Annotated in this window: 14 protein-coding genes; 12 read left to right on the top strand and 2 right to left on the bottom strand. The window is 57.7% G+C overall.

What is annotated here, in order from left to right:
- Together HNQ72_RS30465 and HNQ72_RS30230 are read right to left on the bottom strand one after the other, a co-directional pair.
- On the bottom strand, positions 1-196 hold a 196-nt coding region (locus HNQ72_RS30465; protein WP_210319769.1), incomplete at its 3' end, for a hypothetical protein.
- Positions 197-393: 197 nt separating this feature from the next.
- Complete coding sequence (locus HNQ72_RS30230; RefSeq protein WP_183998329.1) at positions 394-582, bottom strand: hypothetical protein; 189 nt, start codon at positions 580-582, stop codon at positions 394-396.
- 147 nt (positions 583-729) lie between these two features.
- On the opposite strand from HNQ72_RS30230, the gene HNQ72_RS30225 reads away from it, so the two are divergent.
- From HNQ72_RS30225 to HNQ72_RS30170, 12 genes are all read left to right on the top strand, one after another.
- The gene (locus HNQ72_RS30225; protein ID WP_183998327.1) at positions 730-1,704 is read left to right on the top strand and encodes an Rmf/CrpP family protein; all 975 of its coding nucleotides are present in this window, start codon (positions 730-732) and stop codon (positions 1,702-1,704) included.
- A 687-nt stretch (positions 1,705-2,391) separates the two neighbouring features.
- Positions 2,392-3,152, top strand: a protein-coding gene (locus tag HNQ72_RS30220) for an IS5 family transposase (protein WP_183998326.1) whose coding sequence is annotated in 2 segments (ribosomal slippage) — positions 2,392-2,716 and positions 2,716-3,152 — 762 coding nt in all. Because the reading frame shifts where the segments join, the coding sequence is not laid out codon by codon here.
- A gap of 261 nt (positions 3,153-3,413) precedes the next feature.
- The gene (locus tag HNQ72_RS30215; protein WP_183998325.1) at positions 3,414-4,730 is read left to right on the top strand and encodes an MFS transporter; all 1,317 of its coding nucleotides are present in this window, start codon (positions 3,414-3,416) and stop codon (positions 4,728-4,730) included.
- Positions 4,731-5,021: 291 nt separating this feature from the next.
- Positions 5,022-6,428 carry a mannitol dehydrogenase family protein gene (locus HNQ72_RS30210; RefSeq protein WP_210319768.1) on the top strand — a complete coding sequence of 469 codons (1,407 nt, stop codon included), beginning with the start codon at positions 5,022-5,024 and terminating at the stop codon, positions 6,426-6,428.
- 43 nt (positions 6,429-6,471) lie between these two features.
- Entirely contained in the window at positions 6,472-7,662 is a 1,191-nt protein-coding gene (gene uxuA / locus HNQ72_RS30205; protein WP_183998323.1) for a mannonate dehydratase, read from the top strand.
- A 119-nt stretch (positions 7,663-7,781) separates the two neighbouring features.
- Entirely contained in the window at positions 7,782-8,477 is a 696-nt protein-coding gene (locus HNQ72_RS30200; RefSeq protein ID WP_183998322.1) for a GntR family transcriptional regulator, read from the top strand.
- A gap of 250 nt (positions 8,478-8,727) precedes the next feature.
- On the top strand, positions 8,728-9,234 hold the full coding sequence (locus HNQ72_RS30195) for an RNA polymerase sigma factor (protein WP_183998321.1): 507 nt from the start codon (positions 8,728-8,730) through the stop codon (positions 9,232-9,234).
- Positions 9,235-9,284: 50 nt separating this feature from the next.
- On the top strand, positions 9,285-10,220 hold the full coding sequence (locus HNQ72_RS30190; protein ID WP_183998320.1) for a FecR family protein: 936 nt from the start codon (positions 9,285-9,287) through the stop codon (positions 10,218-10,220).
- Positions 10,221-10,324: 104 nt separating this feature from the next.
- Positions 10,325-12,790: a TonB-dependent siderophore receptor gene (locus tag HNQ72_RS30185; protein WP_244654665.1), complete on the top strand. Its 2,466-nt coding sequence runs from the start codon at positions 10,325-10,327 to the stop codon at positions 12,788-12,790.
- An 82-nt stretch (positions 12,791-12,872) separates the two neighbouring features.
- Entirely contained in the window at positions 12,873-13,682 is an 810-nt protein-coding gene (locus tag HNQ72_RS30180) for an ABC transporter substrate-binding protein (protein WP_244654664.1), read from the top strand.
- Positions 13,682-15,658, top strand: coding sequence for a Fe(3+)-hydroxamate ABC transporter permease FhuB (gene fhuB, locus HNQ72_RS30175; RefSeq protein ID WP_244654663.1), 1,977 nt, complete (start codon positions 13,682-13,684; stop codon positions 15,656-15,658). Before HNQ72_RS30180 ends, fhuB begins: the two co-directional genes overlap by 1 nt.
- Positions 15,659-15,703: 45 nt before the next feature.
- Positions 15,704-16,522 carry an ATP-binding cassette domain-containing protein gene (locus HNQ72_RS30170; protein WP_210319770.1) on the top strand — a complete coding sequence of 273 codons (819 nt, stop codon included), beginning with the start codon at positions 15,704-15,706 and terminating at the stop codon, positions 16,520-16,522.
- Positions 16,523-16,940 lie beyond the last annotated feature (418 nt).

Below are 16,940 nucleotides of genomic sequence, written 5' to 3'. Positions count from 1 at the left end.
GTAGGATCCTGGCTGCCGCGTGTCTTTCACGAGTCTGGTGTTCCTCGTACTGCATTACTTCCAGTGCAACTCTGTCTTGAAGCTTCGACGTCCCATTCGGCTCGTCGCTGAAAGCGTACTTATTCTCGTCTTGGTTCCCAGCAAGCGAATATCGCCTGGTCAGCCTCCCGGTGAGATCTCTCCATTGGATAGACATAGGCTTTCCCTCGGAGGCTACATGCCTCGCCATGTACAACGCGCTTTATGCAAACGGATAGCAAGGAGAATCTCGACCACGCAGAACCACGATCGGCTGGCCGCGGGTTTGCCCTCCAATCTTTAGGGCCAACAAGGTAAGGGCTGTTTTTACAAGAGTATCGTAATGATTTCCTGCCCTGACATCATGCGGACCACTCAATGGATCGTACGCTTTTCGTTATCGATATCGTTCAGCACGTCGGCCAACGCGGTGGCCACGTCCTCAGTGAGCAGAGCCATGGGATAACCAGAAACGCGGTAGGCGAGGCCAGTCTCAACCACGATTACAGTCCAGCTGTAATCGGGTTCCTGAACGGCGCGATAGATGGGGTCGCTGGTGATCAATATGGCTCTCCGCGCTAGGCGAGAGCTCAAGAATCTCCCAGTCACCGGGAAACCGGTGATATTGATTACGTAGTGCTGACACTAAGAAGGACAGCCCACCGCCCTGGCGACTTTTGCGCCATTCGTTGCATCAGGCTTCAAAAATGGATGGCTAGGATCGCGATTACTGCAATCACACTGATGATCGCGCACGCGATGATGCAGGAAACGATGACGAATTTCCCATCGCCCACGCTGCGTGTCGGTAGCGGATTATTTGGGAACTGCTCGTTGACTGACTTCATGGCGGGCCTCAAGGGAGAGTTATCGCATAAAATCCATCCAAGGGAGGCCAACGGCCTCCCTCCCTGTCTAGATCTGGTTAGCGATCCTTGCCGGATTGCTTATCCTGATTGTCGCGATGTTCTTTGCCCTGCTTGTCATCCTGCTCGCGCTGTTGCCGCTGTTGCTGCTGATCCTGCGGTTTTGCCGTCCGCTGCTGCTGCTGGTCTCTCCCTTTTTCAGGGCGTTCCTGATTTTCATTTCCCATGTCGAAACTCCTCCAATGGGGTATCCCTCGTTATCGAGGCGCCAACCAAACATTGTGGAAAGGGCGATGTTCCTGCCTCCATATCCGAAACGGCAATCTACAATCTCGTGGCTTTCGGGAGCTGGCCGGAGTTGATGATCAAGGGACAAGCGCTGCCAACCATAATTGCCTTGATCCCTCATGAAACTCGAAATGCAAAAGGAACTTCAACTGCAATTTTTAGTTTTGTGGGCGAAACAGGGGTACCGTTTATGTCTGCTGAAGATGTTTTGCACTCACAATGCTTCAATGAGGGAAGAAGAGCTGCCTGCATAGGGATGCCGCGCCATACCAATCCATACCTAGACCGCGCCGGCATCAGCCTAGACGCATGGGTCGAAGGCTTCGAGACGGTAAACAATTCTGAGATCATACCGATTGAACGTATCCACCTATTTCATCTAGGCAGGGAAGCCGCGGAGCGTGGAGATCCAGCGTCTGTTTGTCCTTACACCGAGGACGAAAACCCAGAGAGAATGGAAATCTGGCTCATTGGTTATGCGCCCTACATTGATCCGGAACTGATCGCGAATGACAACGTTCCGACTTCATGAAATTTCTGGAACGACGCCCCTTAATCACTACTTTTCTCTTCTCTGCCGCAATAATGATTTCGGTGTTTGTAGTGCAAACATGGATGACGGATCGATTTGGAGATGTAGATGGAAAGGCGCCGATCACCGCCCCACCAAGTTGAATAGGTCGATCGCACCCCACCGCCCCGACATCAAAAAGCCCCGCTACAACTTCGTGGATGTAGCGGGGCCGGCCCTATTCTCGATGTGTACGCAACAAGAGTGTGGCGCCAACAGAACAGCGAACACCTAAAAAGGTTCCGCTATGCAGCCGTATCACCTAGTGAAGGGAGTCAGATCCCGCACAAAAGATAGGGTCGGCTCTCAAAGCCTAGGCGAATAGTTTCGTCCATGTCTCAATCCGGAGAAAGGAACTCCTCTACAACGCCACGGCATCGCCAACGGAAATCGGGAACGGATAAAATACTGTTGACCGCCCACGACTTGTCCGGGCCGGTCGGTCGGGTTCTAGTGTGTTTTTCCAAGATAGTGATCTGCCGTTATTCCCGCCGCACGCTGGTCTCGTTTACGCGTGCGCCTCAAGGTTCGGACAGGAGTCCGATACACGATCAGACTCCGCGAGTCTTCGTCTTCAGCACTCGGGTCAGGACCTATTGATTTTAGCTGACGGGCGTGATTCAGGCTTCGCAAGAAGGAGCCTGGCTAATGAGTAATTTGTTTTGGCTGACGGAGGAGAAAATGGCCCGTCTTCGGCCCTATTTCCCCAAGAGCCATGGCCGTCAGCGCGTTGATGATCGACGCGTTCTGAGCGGCATCATCTTAGTAAACCGCAACGGCCTGAGATGGCGCGATGCACCGAAGGAATACGGTCCCTCCAAGACGCTTTATAACCGCTGGAAACGCTGGGGTGACAAGGGCATCTTTCTCCAGATGATGGAAAACCTGGCTGTGCCTGAGGCACCGGATCGCAAGACGATCATGATCGACCCGACCTATCTCAAGGCCCACCGCACGGCTTCCAGCCTGCGGGCAAAAAAGGGGGCTCTGGCCGCCTGATTGGACGCACGAAAGGCGGCATGAACACCAAGCTTCATGCCGTAACGGATGCGAATGGTCGCCCGATCAGTTTCTTCATAACGACAGGTCAGATCAGCGATTACACCGGTGCTGCCGCCCTGCTTGATGAACTTCCCAAGGCCAAATGGCTGTTGGCCGACCGTGGATACGATGCCGACTGGTTTCGTGACGCCTTACAAGCGAAGGGGATCACGCCCTGCATTCCAGGCAGGAAATCCCGGAACAAGACCGTCAGATACGACAAGCGCCGGCACAAACGGCGCAACCGGATCGAGATCATGTTCGGGCGTCTCAAGGACTGGCGGCGCGTTGCTACCCGTTACGACCGGTGCCCGATTGCCTTCTTCTCCGCTATCGCTCTCGCAGCAACCGTCATTTTCTGGCTCTGATCAACGAGTCCTGAGCCTAGCGCTCCTACACATTGCTGCAAACGCCAAGCGTCCCAAGAACAGCGCGCCGATCTCACCTATGGCGCCTGAAACTGTCATCGTTGCAGGACGAAATGACGCAAGCACTGGTTGATGAACGGCAACGACCATTGATATGGTGGTATATTACATCGTCTCCCATGATCATGTTTGGAAACAACCCGCCGCGAGGACGATTACGGCTGTGTTCCCGGATGGTCAGTCAACATTTGGGAGATAGAGATGACGAGCGAGCTTACGGGTGACCAGCCATCACTGCCTGCAAAGGCATTGAAGACGGTGGGTCGATATAGATGGACAATTGTCGGGTTGTTGTTCTTTTCGACAACCATCAATTACATGGACCGTCAGGTCCTGGGTCTACTCAAGCCGACCTTGATGGGCGATCTGGGGTGGACGGAATCGGATTACGGCGACATCGTCGCTGCTTTTTCGCTCTTTTATGCATTTGGCTACATCGGCGTTGGCCGCCTGATGGACAAGATTGGGGTAAAGACCGGCCTCCCCGGCGCAGTTGCCGCATGGAGCTTTTTCGGCATCATCCATGCCTTCATGAGCAGTGTTTGGGGTTTCAAGGTCGCGCGTGCCGGCCTGGGCTTGACGGAAGGTGGAAATTTTCCTGCTTCTATCAAGACGGTGACGGAATGGTTCCCGGCCAAGGAACGTGCACTTGCTACCGGCATCTTCAATGCGGGTAGCAATGTCGGAGCTGTCGTGGCCCCGATCATGGTGCCGCTGATCCTCATGGCATGGGGTTGGCGCGCCTGCTTCCTCATCACCGGTGCAATCGGCTTCGTGTGGGTCGTCGCCTGGTATTTCATCTATGAGAGGCCTGAGAAAAACCAGCGCCTTTCAAAAGAAGAACTGGCCTATATCCGCAGTGACGTCATCCCGCCGCAAGTCCACGTTCCTTGGCTGCAGCTGCTTAAATATCGCGGTACCTGGGCCAATATCGTCGGCACTTGCTTCAGCGCGCCGGTATGGTGGTTCTATCTGAACTGGGTCCCTGGGTTTCTGCACCAACAATATGGCCTGAACCTGATGGCCGCGATGCTTCCGCTGATCATCATTTATTGCATGGCGGACGTTGGCAGCATCGGTGGCGGCTGGCTGTCTTCGTACCTGATCAAGAAGGGCGTCAAAACGCTGAGGGCTCGAAAAATTGCCTTCCTCGTTTGCGGTCTTTGCGTCGTGCCGGTTTTCATGGCCTCGCAGGTTTCCAACATGTGGGTCGCTGTTCTTCTTATTGGCGTAGCAGCTTCCGCTCACCAGGGATATTCGGCCAATGTCTATACGATCGTGACCGATACAATGCCGCGTAACACGGTGGGTTCGGTTGTCGGTATCGGCGGGTTCTGCGCCTACATCGTCGGCATGTTCGTTTCCATGGGTGTCGGCCGCCTGCTCGATGCAACGGGGGGCAACTACCACATCCTCTTCATCATCGCCTCCTCGCTTTACCTTATCGGTCTCGTCCTCATGCACTTCATCCTGCCGAAGACGGGGTCGGGTATGACCCCTGCCGGGGTCGAAGCCTAACCATCTGAATAATCGAGGAGATCCCTCACCAGAGGGGTCTCCGACAACGGACGGGTCGGGCGCAAGTGCGCATCGCAACTCGCTTACGAGCTTGCACCAACGCCCCTCAAGTTCCGACACGGACATTTTGCGGCGAGCGGATCGAGAGACAAATGCCCTGCCGCCTTAAACTACATCGAGGATTTTATGGACACTCATTTAAATAAAGCTGCCCCGGGAAAACGTCTCGGCAGCACTTTGCTTTCAACTTTGCCAGCTGCCGTTCATCGCCCGTCTTACGACCGAAAGAATGTGTTTCCGGGCATTGTGCATATCGGTCTTGGCGCCTTCTGCCGCGCCCACCTGGCTGTCTATACCGATGACGTTCTGGAAAAAGGAGCAAAGGACTGGGGCATTATCGGTGTCGACACGCTGTCACCTGCTATCCGTGCCGCGTTGAAACCGCAGGATTGCCTCTACACACTGCTCGCTCGAGACAATGGCGAGGACAAGCTTCGCGTCATCGGTTCGATGCTCGATGTCATGATCACCAGTGACCAGAAAGATGATATTTTTGATCTATTGATAGACCCGCAAATCCGCATCGTCACGCTGACGGTCACTGAGAAGGGATATTGCCAGGATGCGGCAACCGGTTCTCTCGACGAAAAGCATCCAGCAATTCTGGCGGATCTCAGCAATCCCACCACACCGAACAGCATTCCCGGCTTTCTGACAGAAGCGATCCGGCTGCGACGGCAAACGGGACAGTCCCCCTTCACCGTTCTCGTTTGCGATAATCTCGCACAGAACGGCACAAAAGTTCGCGACATCGTTTCGCGCTTCGCAAGCCTTCGCGATCCGGAACTCGGCCAGTTTATCAAGGATAACGTGTCCTTCCCCTGCACGATGGTAGATCGGATCACGCCGGCGACCCAGGATGCTGACCGCGCAACCGTTGCGGCCAATCTCGGCCTTGAGGATGCATGGCCGGTCGTAACCGAACCGTTCCGCCAATGGGTGATCGAAGATCGCTTTCCGCTGGGGCGCCCGGCCTGGGAAGACGTCGGCGCCATCATGGTGGATAACGTCCACCCCTTCGAGATGATGAAGCTTCGCTGCCTGAACGGTGCTCATTCGACCCTTGCCTATCTCTCGGTTATCGCCGGCATCGAAACGATTTCCGACGCGATGGCGGACGCCGATCTACCGAAAATCATCCGCTGGCTTTGGGATAAGGATCTCATCCCCAGCCTGCCCGTCGTTCCCGGGACCAATGTCGAGGACTATACGCGGGAACTTGAAACCCGTTTCCGGAACAAAGGTGTCCGTCACCTGACACTGCAGATTTCCTCCGACGGATCGCAGAAACTACCGCCTCGCCTTCTCGAAGCCGCGCGCGAACTTTACGCCGTCGGCAAGCCACCCGCGGTCATACCTTTGACGATTGCTGCCTGGATGCGCTTTCTGGCAGGCAGAAACGAGCGCGGGACGGACTACAGGATCGCTGATCCTTACGCCGACCGGCTGGTGACAATCGCCGCCAATGCCGGCGATGATCCCGAGTTGCTCGCCGACAGCCTGTTTGCGGTCAGGGACATCTTTGGCGATGATTTGCCCGCCAATCCGCACTTCCGCGCCGCCGTGGTCCGCCATCTGTCGAGTCTCATCACGGACGGCACCACCAAAACCCTGAAAACTTTTCTCGCCGATAACTAGGCCTCTGCGCATCAACACGAATATCAAGACAAGGAGAATATAAATGGAACAGACATGGCGCTGGTTCGGCCCGAAGGATCCCGTCAGCCTGCAGAAAGCCCGTCAGGCGGGAGCCACAGGCATCGTTACTGCCCTGCACCACATGAACCAGGGCGGCATCTGGCCTGTCGATGAAATTGAGAAGCGCAAGGCCGTCATCGAGGCCGCAGGGTTGAACTGGTCGGTTGTCGAGAGCATCGGTGTGGGCGAAGAGATCAAGACCCGTACCGGCAATTTTCGCGAGAAGATCGACAATTACAAGCAGTCTATCCGCAACGTCGCACGTTCGGGCGTGAAGGTAATCTGCTACAATTTCATGGTCATCACCGACTGGAGCCGCACCAATCTTATGTACCGGCTGCCGAATGGCGGTTATGCTCTGCGCTATGACAGCGTCGATTTCGCGGCATACGATCTTTTCGTCCTGAACCGTAAAAACGCTGAAAGCTCCTATTCCGGCGAGCATATCGAGAAGGCAGAGAAGCGTTTCGAAGCGATGACCCAGGAGACGGTCGCGGAACTGGAACGGACGCTGATTGATTGGCTGCCGGCCCGCGACTTTGCCTATACCCGCTCGACATTCAAGGACATGCTCGAAATCTACCAGCAGATTGGGACGGAAGATCTGCGTGCCAATCTGATCGAATTCCTGCGTGAAATCACGCCGGTTGCCGAAGAAGAGGGTGCACGCCTCTGCATCCACCCGGACGACCCGTCCTTCCCGATCTTCGGCTTGCCACGCGTTATGTCGAATGCAGACGATGTGAGAGCGCTCTTCAAGGGGGTACCGCAGGAGGCTTGTGGCCTGACCCTGTGCACCGGATCTTTCGGCTCCAACCCCGAAAACGATTTGCCGGCAATGGCGAAGGAGTTTGCAGCGCGCGTTCATTTTGTCCATCTGCGCAATACAACCCACGAACCGGATAGCTCATTCTACGAGGCCGATCACCTTGGCGGAGACACCGATCTTATTGCTGTGACGGCAGCGATGATGGCGGAGGAATCCCGGCGAGCTTCGATAGGTCATTCGGTGCCACAGATACCGATGAGACCCGATCATGGCCACCTTCTCGGCGACGATATCGGCCAGACCATGAACCCAGGCTACTCGTTTGTCGGTCGCCTCAAGGGACTTGCCGAACTCCGGGGCGTGATGCATACGGTCAGCGCATTCAGAGATGGAAGAATAGCCTGAAGGCACGTCATACACGCGACCAAAGGCATCGGCGCCAAAGCGCGCCGATGCCTTTATCATAGCAGCACTTCTTAGCGAACGGCGATTTTGACATAGCGCATAAAGAGACGAGAGAAACCATGATGGACCGCAGCCGATACCGTTTGACGAACCAGGTGTTCGACAAGATCAGGGACGATATCGTGAGCGGCCGTCTGGCGGCCGAAGCACCACTTTCGGAAGCGGCGATCTGTGAGCAGTTGGGGGTCAGTCGGACACCGGTCCGCGAAGCACTCATCAAGCTCTGTGAGGAAGAACTGGTCGTCATCTATCCCCATGTCGGCACATTCGTCGCCCCCATCTCCCTGGAGGCTGTTCGGGTCGGCCAATACATCCGCGAGCATCTGGAATGTGCCCTGGTTGCGGATGCAGCACGCAATATTGATGACGAAGGACGCAAGCGCCTGAGAGAAAATATCCGTGAACAGGTTGCAGCCGCAAAGAACCCTGATGAGTTCTACCGTCTTGATAACGGCTTCCACGCCCTGATCGCCGAATTGAGCGGTTACGCCGGAACCTGGAACGCAATCCTGCGCGCTAAAACGCAATTCGATCGTGTGCGTTACCTAACGGTGCAGGACAAAGGCCGGGTGAAGGAAATTCTCGCTGAGCACAATCTCATTGCCGATGCCATCATTCGCGGCGATACTGTGTCCGCGACAGATAGTGTACGCAGCCATCTGAGGACAGTCTTCGCCAATATCAACAAGCTTGGCCTTGAGGAAAGAAAAGAGACGCCGGCGCTGAGGAAAAAACGCCTCATGCAGCAGGGGTAAAGGCCCGGGCCGCGTCGCCATCTGGATTGTATGATCTGACAGTGTTGGCGGTGACAAGCGAAAACCACGGCCGGTCAGGCGCATTGCATCACCAACCCTCAAGCTCTTGAACGGATCTGAACCTATTACCCGGTTGTTTAAAGCCTGTTCCAGGCGATTTATCCAGCGGTTACATGACGCCTACCAAACTTGACTGAAATCGTCTTCTTTCCTCTTGATTTTGTTGGATCGACGATGATAGCTCCAATTCATGGAAAACGCAGAACATCCAGAGATCCTTGACGCTTATATGGGCGTTCGCGCGCGTCTGCAGCGCGTCATCCATCGCCGGGTTGATTGTTCAGCAACCACTGCCGATCTGCTTCATGACACCTTTCTGCGGTTCTGGGAGAGGCCTGGACTTTTGCGAGACGTCGCCGACCTTGCCGGCTATTTCATGATCACCGGACGCAATCTCGCTCTGGACCATGAGCGCCGCAAAAAGATTGCTCCATTTGTCGATGGCATTGATGGGCTGGAAACCATTTCGGACCCAACGCCATCGGCGGAAGCCGCCACGATAAGCCGCCAAGAGCTTCGTCGTGTGCAGGCGGCACTCGATCATATGCCGCCACGGGCACGCGAGGTTTTCATGTTATCGCGGATCGACGGTCTCACTTATGTAGAGATCGGAGAGCGTCTCGGTATTTCGCCCAAGACGGTTTTCGGCCATATGGTGGTTGCACTCGGGCGTCTGCGGGCAGAAATGGCGGCGTAGGCCCAAAATGTCGAGGCGTCACCTATTTTGGGCCAAGAGGCAGCGGATGCATGACCTCCGATAATGAACAATGTCCCGCCGATACGGGCGTTTCGCGGCAGGCGGAAGAGTGGTTCGCGCTGTTGCTCGATGAAGGCGCTACTGCCAACGATCGCGCGGAGTTCAGGGCCTGGCTCCAGCGCAGTCCCGAACATGTCGCGGCCTATTCCGAACTCGAGCGTTTGTGGCTTGGCGCTGCCGCCCTGCCGGAAGTCATGCCAAACCCGTCTCTGACGCGTCGGAAGGTCCTCAAATCCGGTGGCGCCCTCGTGGTCCTTGCCGCGGCCGGCTTGGGCTCGGCCATCTACCTCAGGTCTGCAGCCGCGGATTACCGAACCGGGGTTGGAGAGACTGCGCGCTTCACATTGCCGGACGGGTCGATCGTCGAACTCTCGACGGCAACGGCAATATCGCTCGATTTCACTACGAACCAACGCCGGGTGGTTTTACGGGAGGGCGAAGCATTCTTCATCGTCGCCCCAGACGCCAGCCGCCCCTTCGTCGTCGCTTGCAAGCAGCTCCGAAGCACCGCGCTCGGAACCCAGTTCTCGGTCGGGATGCAGGAGAATGACATCGTCGTCGCCGTCACGGAACATACGGTAAGGGTCTCGTCACCCACTGAGGAGCAGGATGTCCGCGAAGGCCAGTCCGTTATTTTTGCCAATGATCGGTTGTCGGTCCCGGTAATGATGGATGTCGACGCTCAACTTTCCTGGCGCGGTGGAAAGCTTGTCTTCATCTCCACCCCGTTCGAAGACGTCGTAGCCACGCTTTCAAGATGGCGTCGAGGCAAGATGATCGTCATGGACAGGACCCTTTCGCGCCGACCCGTGAGCATCATTGTCGACGTGCGGCGGGCCGGCCGGATCTTGGAGAATCTGGAGAACGGCCTGCCTATCCGGATTGCAAGCTACTCGCCCTGGCTGACCTTGATCTACCCGCAATAAAAAAATCGAAAATCGACCGAGGTTTTTTACGGGCCCCCGCGTCCCCTTGTTGAGACGCCCGAGAATGCTCGGGCAGTAATGCGTCTGCAGGGGGCAATACAGTGGTGAAAAACAATCAAATCGGCGGCGATCGCCTTCGCGTGTTTCGAAGGATGCTGCTGGCAGCGTGTGTCGGGTTTGCGCCGCTTGCGATATCAACTGCAGCTGTCGCCCAGGGCGCCAAAAGCTACACGTTCGCGATTTCGGAACAATCCGTGTCGGCGGCGCTGGTGCGTTATTCATCCGTGACGGGCATCGACGTTGCGTTCGACGGTCCTCTTCCGCCCAATCTGCGCACCGCCGGTTTCACCGGCAATCTGACCGCCGAGGGCGCTCTGACACGGCTGCTGGCTGGCACCGGCCTCACCTATCGCTTTACCACGGCAACCACGGTTCTGCTGATCAATCCGCAGGCAGCTGCCGCCGCCGGTTCGGCAGATGCCGCCACGTCCCTGCAGCCGATCATTCTGCAGGGAGAGCAGGCACGTGGACCGGTCGAGGGATTTGTCGCCACGCAGAGCGCAACGGGCACCAAGACGGATAGCTCGCTCAAGAATACCCCACAGGCCATCAATGTGGTGACGAAGGACCAGATGGCAGCGCAGGGCTCGGCCACCCTGACCCAGGCATTGCGCTATACGCCGGGCGTCATCAGCCAATTTGGTGACGATTCGCGTTATGACTGGTTCACGATCCGCGGCTTTCGCCCAAGCCGATATCTTGACGGTCTGCGACTGCCGTTCGGCTCACGCGGTTATGCCCAGCCACGTGTCGAGCCTTTTAGCCTTGAGCGCGCCGAAGTCCTTAAAGGTCCGGCGTCGGTTCTCTATGGTCAGGGCGATCCGGGCGGCCTGATCAACATGGTGTCGAAGCGTCCGAGCGCCACAGCTCAAAATGAAGTCGAAACGCAGTTCGGAACGAACAATCGTATCCAGACCGCATTCGACCTCAACGGCGCGATCGGCGATGATGACAGTCTGCTTTATCGCATCGTCGGCGTCGGCCGCCTGACGGATACCCAATACGACTATGTTCGAGAGAAGAAAGCCTATATGGCGCCGTCGCTGACCTTTAAGCCGGATGAAGGAACGTCGCTCACGCTTTACGGCAGCTACCAGCACATCGACTCCCCCGGAGGCGGCGGAGCGCCGGCCCTTCCCGCAAACGGCACGCTCTATACCGGCATCTATCCGGAACTGCCGCGAAGCGCATTTCCCGGCGAGCCGGGCTACGACCATTACAGCAGCGACCAGGCATCTGTTGGCTACGAATTCCAGCATGACCTCGACGACACCTGGACCGTCCGACAGAACCTTCGTTACTCCTATATCGACACCGATACCCAGCGCGTTCAGCCCTATTGCCCGGCCGCTTGTGATCCGAAGGCCTTCTATCGTTATGCCTGGGCCTTCCCAGAAAGTGCCCGCGCGGTCACCATCGACAATCAGGCTATAGGGCATTTCCAGACCGGAGATTTCGCCCACACCGCCCTGTTCGGTCTGGATTATTCCTACGAGAGCAGCCGCTACGAGGAATCCGCCCTGTCCCCGATCTTCACGCCGTTCAACGGGCTGGATCCGGTTTATGGCGCGACGCCAATCAGCCGGCCGCCTATTTCAACGCGTATCGACCAGGAGCGGAGCCAGGTCGGACTTTACGCCCAGGACCAGATGGAATGGAACAATTTCGTTTTCTCGCTCGGTGGCCGCTACGACTGGGCTGATACCGATACCAGGACGCGGACAAGTGCCGCAGACAACAGGGTCGATCAGCGGGACGGCAAGTTCACCTGGCGTGCCGGCCTCGTCTATAATTTCGACAATGGTTTTTCGCCCTATGCCGGCTATTCGACATCGTTCAGCCCCGCCAGTGGCACGGACCGCGCCGGTACCGCCTTCGACCCGACTACCGGTGAACAGTTCGAAGTCGGCGTCAAATACCAGCCTGATGGCAGCAACAGCTTTATCACCCTTTCCGCCTATCATCTAACGCAGGACAATGTCTTGTCACCCGATCCGGAAAATACCAGCTTCAGCGTCCAGACAGGCCAAGTCCGGATGCGGGGCATTGAGCTGGAAGGAAAGGCGGAGCTCACCGACGCCCTCAATATTCTGGCATCGTATGCCTATACCGACAGCGAGATTACCAAGGCCAACGCTAATGCCGCAGGCGTCAGCAACCAGGGCAATCGCTTTGCCTTCGTTCCGCGCCAGCAGGCATCCCTTTGGCTCGATTACGCCGTCCAGACGTCCGACGCGTGGGATGGGCTCAGCTTTGGTGCGGGCGCCCGCTATACCGGGCAAACCTTTGGCGACAACGCCAACCAGTTCGACATCCCGTCCTATACCGTCTTCGACGCGGCGGTTCGTTACGATTTCGGCAAGGCCAATCCGAAGCTCGAAGGCCTGAAGGCATCGCTCAACTTCAGCAACCTGTTTGACCGCAAATACGTGTCGACCTGCATCGCTGCCACGGGCTGCTATTGGGGCGAAGGTCGCAGCGTCTACGCGACCCTGAAATACAGCTGGTAAGGCCGTGTATCGTCCTACCGAACAGAACCGTAACCATGGACTGACGCGACGGCAATTCGCCGTCGCGTTGGCGTCTGTTTTTGTGCCTGACCAGACTGGTGCGTCCGCCGCGGCATCGAGGATCGCGGTTCTCGATTGGGGATGGGCGGAAACCCTGCTTGCGCTGGGGCTCCAGCCGATGGCCGTCGCCGAAGCGCCTCTTTACGGTGATCGGGTGGTGGTCCCTGCCCTGTCACGGGAGACGATCGACCTCGGTTTGCGGTCATGGCCGAATATAGAATTGCTGAGGTCGTTAAAGCCGGATCTGATCTTGTCGCAGGCGGGATACGGCGTCTCGCAGGCACGGCTCGACGAGATCGCCCCGACCCTTGCGCTGCCGCTCTATAGTGCCGAGCGCAAACCTCTGGCGGCGGCAGAGAGGGCCCTTAAGGAAATCGCTGCCAAGACCGGCCGGGAACAGGTCGCCACGGAATATCTGCAACAATCCGACGCCCGGCTGGAGGCAATCGCCGCCGAGGCCAAAAAATACGACGGGCGGCCGCTATTGATCATCAAGTTCACCGACGACAGGCTGGTCGACATCTATGGTGCCGGAGGTCTGTTTGACGACATCTTGAAACGTCTCGGCATCCAGAATGCCTGGAACGGCGCGACGAACAATTGGGGATTTGCAACGGCGGGCCTGGACGCGATCGCCCGGTATCCGGAGGCCCGGATCATCATCATCGAACCAGGTCCGCCCGGCACATTCCTGAAAAGTGCGCTCTGGCAGTCCCTGCCAGCGGTGCGCAATGGTCGTGTCACCATGATCCCGCCTACCTGGGTTTTTGGCGCGTTTCCTTCGGCCATGCGTTTCGCCGAAGTCATCCGACGGGGTCTCGATCTCGCATGATGTCAAGGTTGATAACCCCTACCCGCCTTTGCGCCATCATGGCGCTCGCTGCTTTTGGTCTCTACGCCTTCGCCGTGCTCGGCTACATTCCGCTTTCAGATCTGCGGACCACGTTGCTGAACCCGAACGCAGCGTCGTTTGGACAGATCTATGTCCATTACTCGCTTCTGCCGCGGATCATCGTCGCCATTCTTGCCGGCGCGGCTCTCACCTTCGTTGGCACCATCTTCCAGCAATTATTGAAAAATCCGCTCGCGGAGCCATCGACGCTCGGCATCCTTTCAGGCGCGCAGCTGGCGATCACTCTCCTGTCGCTCTCGGTCGTCACGGCATCTGCCTTCCAGCGCGAGATCGCAGCGCTCATTGGCGGTCTTGCGGCGGTGGCGATAGTCTCGGGCCTTGCGCGCAAGACCGGATTTTCTCCGATGACGCTGCTTCTCTGCGGCATGGTCATCAGTTTCTCGGCAGGTTCGGGCTCGGTTATCCTGGCGCTTTTCCACCATGAATACCTGCGCGGCGTCTTCATCTGGGGCAGCGGATCGCTGATCCAGAACGACTATTCGAACGCGATTGCACTGGCGATACGCCTGATCATCTTCGTGCCTGTCCTGCTGATCTTCCAGCGTCCGCTGGCAATCGCCGGCCTAGACGACGCAAACGCCCGTAGCCTCGGGCTATCGCTGCCCAGCATGCGCGCGCTTGTCCTGTTCATCGCCACGATACTGGGGGCGCTTGTCGTGGCACGGGTTGGCGTGATCGCATTTGTCGGTCTTGCCGCAAGTCATGTTGCCCGCATGGCAGGCGCCCGGACGCTGAACCAGCGCCTGTTCTGGGGATCGCTGATCGGCGCCCTCCTGCTGCTGGTCGCCGACGGCGTTGTTCTTGTCAGCGCACCGATCATCGGCGAAGTGCCGACCGGCACGATCACCGCGATCGCCGGTGCTTTGTTGATGCTCGCTCTCCTCAGAAGCGCCCCGCCATCGATCGACCAGCTCATGCCGATTGCGGAACACACATCCCCACGCCCGACATCCGGCCGATCCCTCGTTTTCGTCTGCGGCGCGATCCTGGTCTTCGTCGCAATCTTCTCCCTGACCGAGCAGTTGTTCACCCATGGCATCGATCCGTGGGGGATCTTTTCCGGCCGCTGGCCGCGTGTCCTGACCTCGGCCAGTGCCGGCGCCATGCTTGCCATGGCGGGCGCCATCACACAGGCGATCACCCGCAACCCGATGGCCAGCCCCGAGGGGCTCGGCGTCAGCGGAGGCGCAGGACTTGGCATCATCGCCGCATTCTTTTTCGGCGGCATGGCCTCTCCCCTCATGCCGATTGCCGGGGGCATAATCGGCGCAGTCCTGTCCTTCTCTCTCGTGCTGGCGGTCGCCAGACGAAGAAGTTATGCACCGGGGCCGGTTTTGTTGGGCGGCATTGCGGTCGGGGCGCTTGCCACCGCCATCATCTCCCTCATCGTCGCGAGCGGTGACCCACGGGCCAGCTATATTCTGGCATGGACGATGGGGCCGACATTCCGGGCCACCGGCATCGTCGCGCTGACTGCAACAGCCCTTGCCCTGATCGGTTTCGCTTTATCCCCACTGTTTCGGCGTTGGGTGGAGGTGCTGCCCCTCGGCGATCATACGGCACGCGCGCTCGGCATCAATCCGCGGCGGTCGCGCGGCGTGTTGCTGCTGTTTGCCACCACCCTGACCGGTATCGCGACACTGGTTGTCGGACCATTGAGCTTCGTCGGCATGATGGCGCCGCACATTGCGCGAGTAGCCGGCGTGCGGGGACAGGCACGCATGCTCTTCGTCGCCAGCGCCATCGGCGCTGCATTGATGATCACCGCCGACTGGCTCGGGCGGTCCGCGGACTTTCCTTACGAGATACCGGCAGGCGTCATCGCGGCATTCATCGGCGGACCGTATTTCCTTTGGGTCATTCGCTCAAACGGCAAGACCACGTCGCGGCCATAGAAGCGAGAGGCAAATCCCATGAATGACATATCAAAACACACGGAAATGCAGACTTCACAAGTCGTGACGGCACATCCCGGCGACACTACCACTCCACTGTTCGAACTCGACCACGCAAGCTTTTCCGCCGGCCAGCGCGTCCTGCTAGAGCCACTGACATTGACCCTCCCCGCACGCAACGTCATTGGTCTCATCGGCCATAATGGCTCCGGAAAATCCACCCTGATCAAGCTTCTCGCGCGCCAGCAGGTGCCCACTGGCGGCGTAATCTCCTTTGAAGGCAAACGATTGGAGGAATGGCGTGACCGGCCTTTCGCCCGCAAGGTCGCCTATCTGCCCCAGCAGACACCGGCGGCAGCGGACATGCTCGTCGGCGAGCTCGTGGCCCTCGGGCGTTATCCCTGGCATGGCGCACTCGGCCGGTTTGGTGCCGAGGACCGGAAAATGGTCGAAGAAGCGATGGAACTGACCGACGTTGCGATCTACCGCGACCGCGGCGTCGATACCCTGTCCGGCGGAGAACGTCAGCGCGTCTGGTTGGCTATGCTGGTCGCCCAGAACCCTGACTGCTTGCTGCTCGACGAGCCAACCTCAGCCTTGGATATTGGCCATCAGGTAGAAGTCCTGTCACTGGTTCGCCGGCTCACCGAGGAGCGCGGATTGGGCGTTGTCGTTGTCCTACACGACGTCAACATGGCGGCTCGCTTCTGCGACGAAATCCTCGCTCTTCATTCGGGTGCACTGATCGTGCGCGGGAAGCCGGAGGAAATTCTGACGGCGGATCAACTGCAGGCAATCTACGGAACTAGAATGGGCGTTATGCGCCATCCCGATTTGGGTCATCCAATGGCCTATGTTAGATGACTGCTGTTCTAAGCTCTTGAGAGGGTCGAACCTACGGCCCCGCGGTTGTTCCGCGTCGATCTCATCCGAACTGCTAGAGACGTTAGAGACTTAGAAATCCTCGTCCTCGTACATCGTCTCTCGTCTCGCTGCAAAAGTCTGGATTCGATTGAGGAATGGCCAGTCATCCAGGTCACGACTGACAGATCTGACGAACTCTCTCGTGAAAATTGGATGGAATTGGATGGATAAATAGTGCATGACAGCGCCTCAAAAATTGGATGGGAATGGATGCGCAAATGGAATTTCTAAATACGGCGACCGTCCGGATCACGCCTGAAATCCTGTCGCTGATCGCCGAAATTGACGAATTCAAGGGTGCTTGGCGTGCGATCGGCCGGATTGCGCCTGAGCGGCTGTCCGGCCTCCGGCGTGTCGC

The organism is Aliirhizobium wenxiniae (assembly GCF_014201355.1).
Classification (GTDB): Bacteria; Pseudomonadota; Alphaproteobacteria; order Rhizobiales; family Rhizobiaceae; genus Neorhizobium; species Neorhizobium wenxiniae.
This window is presented reverse-complemented; position numbering and strand designations above follow the sequence as displayed.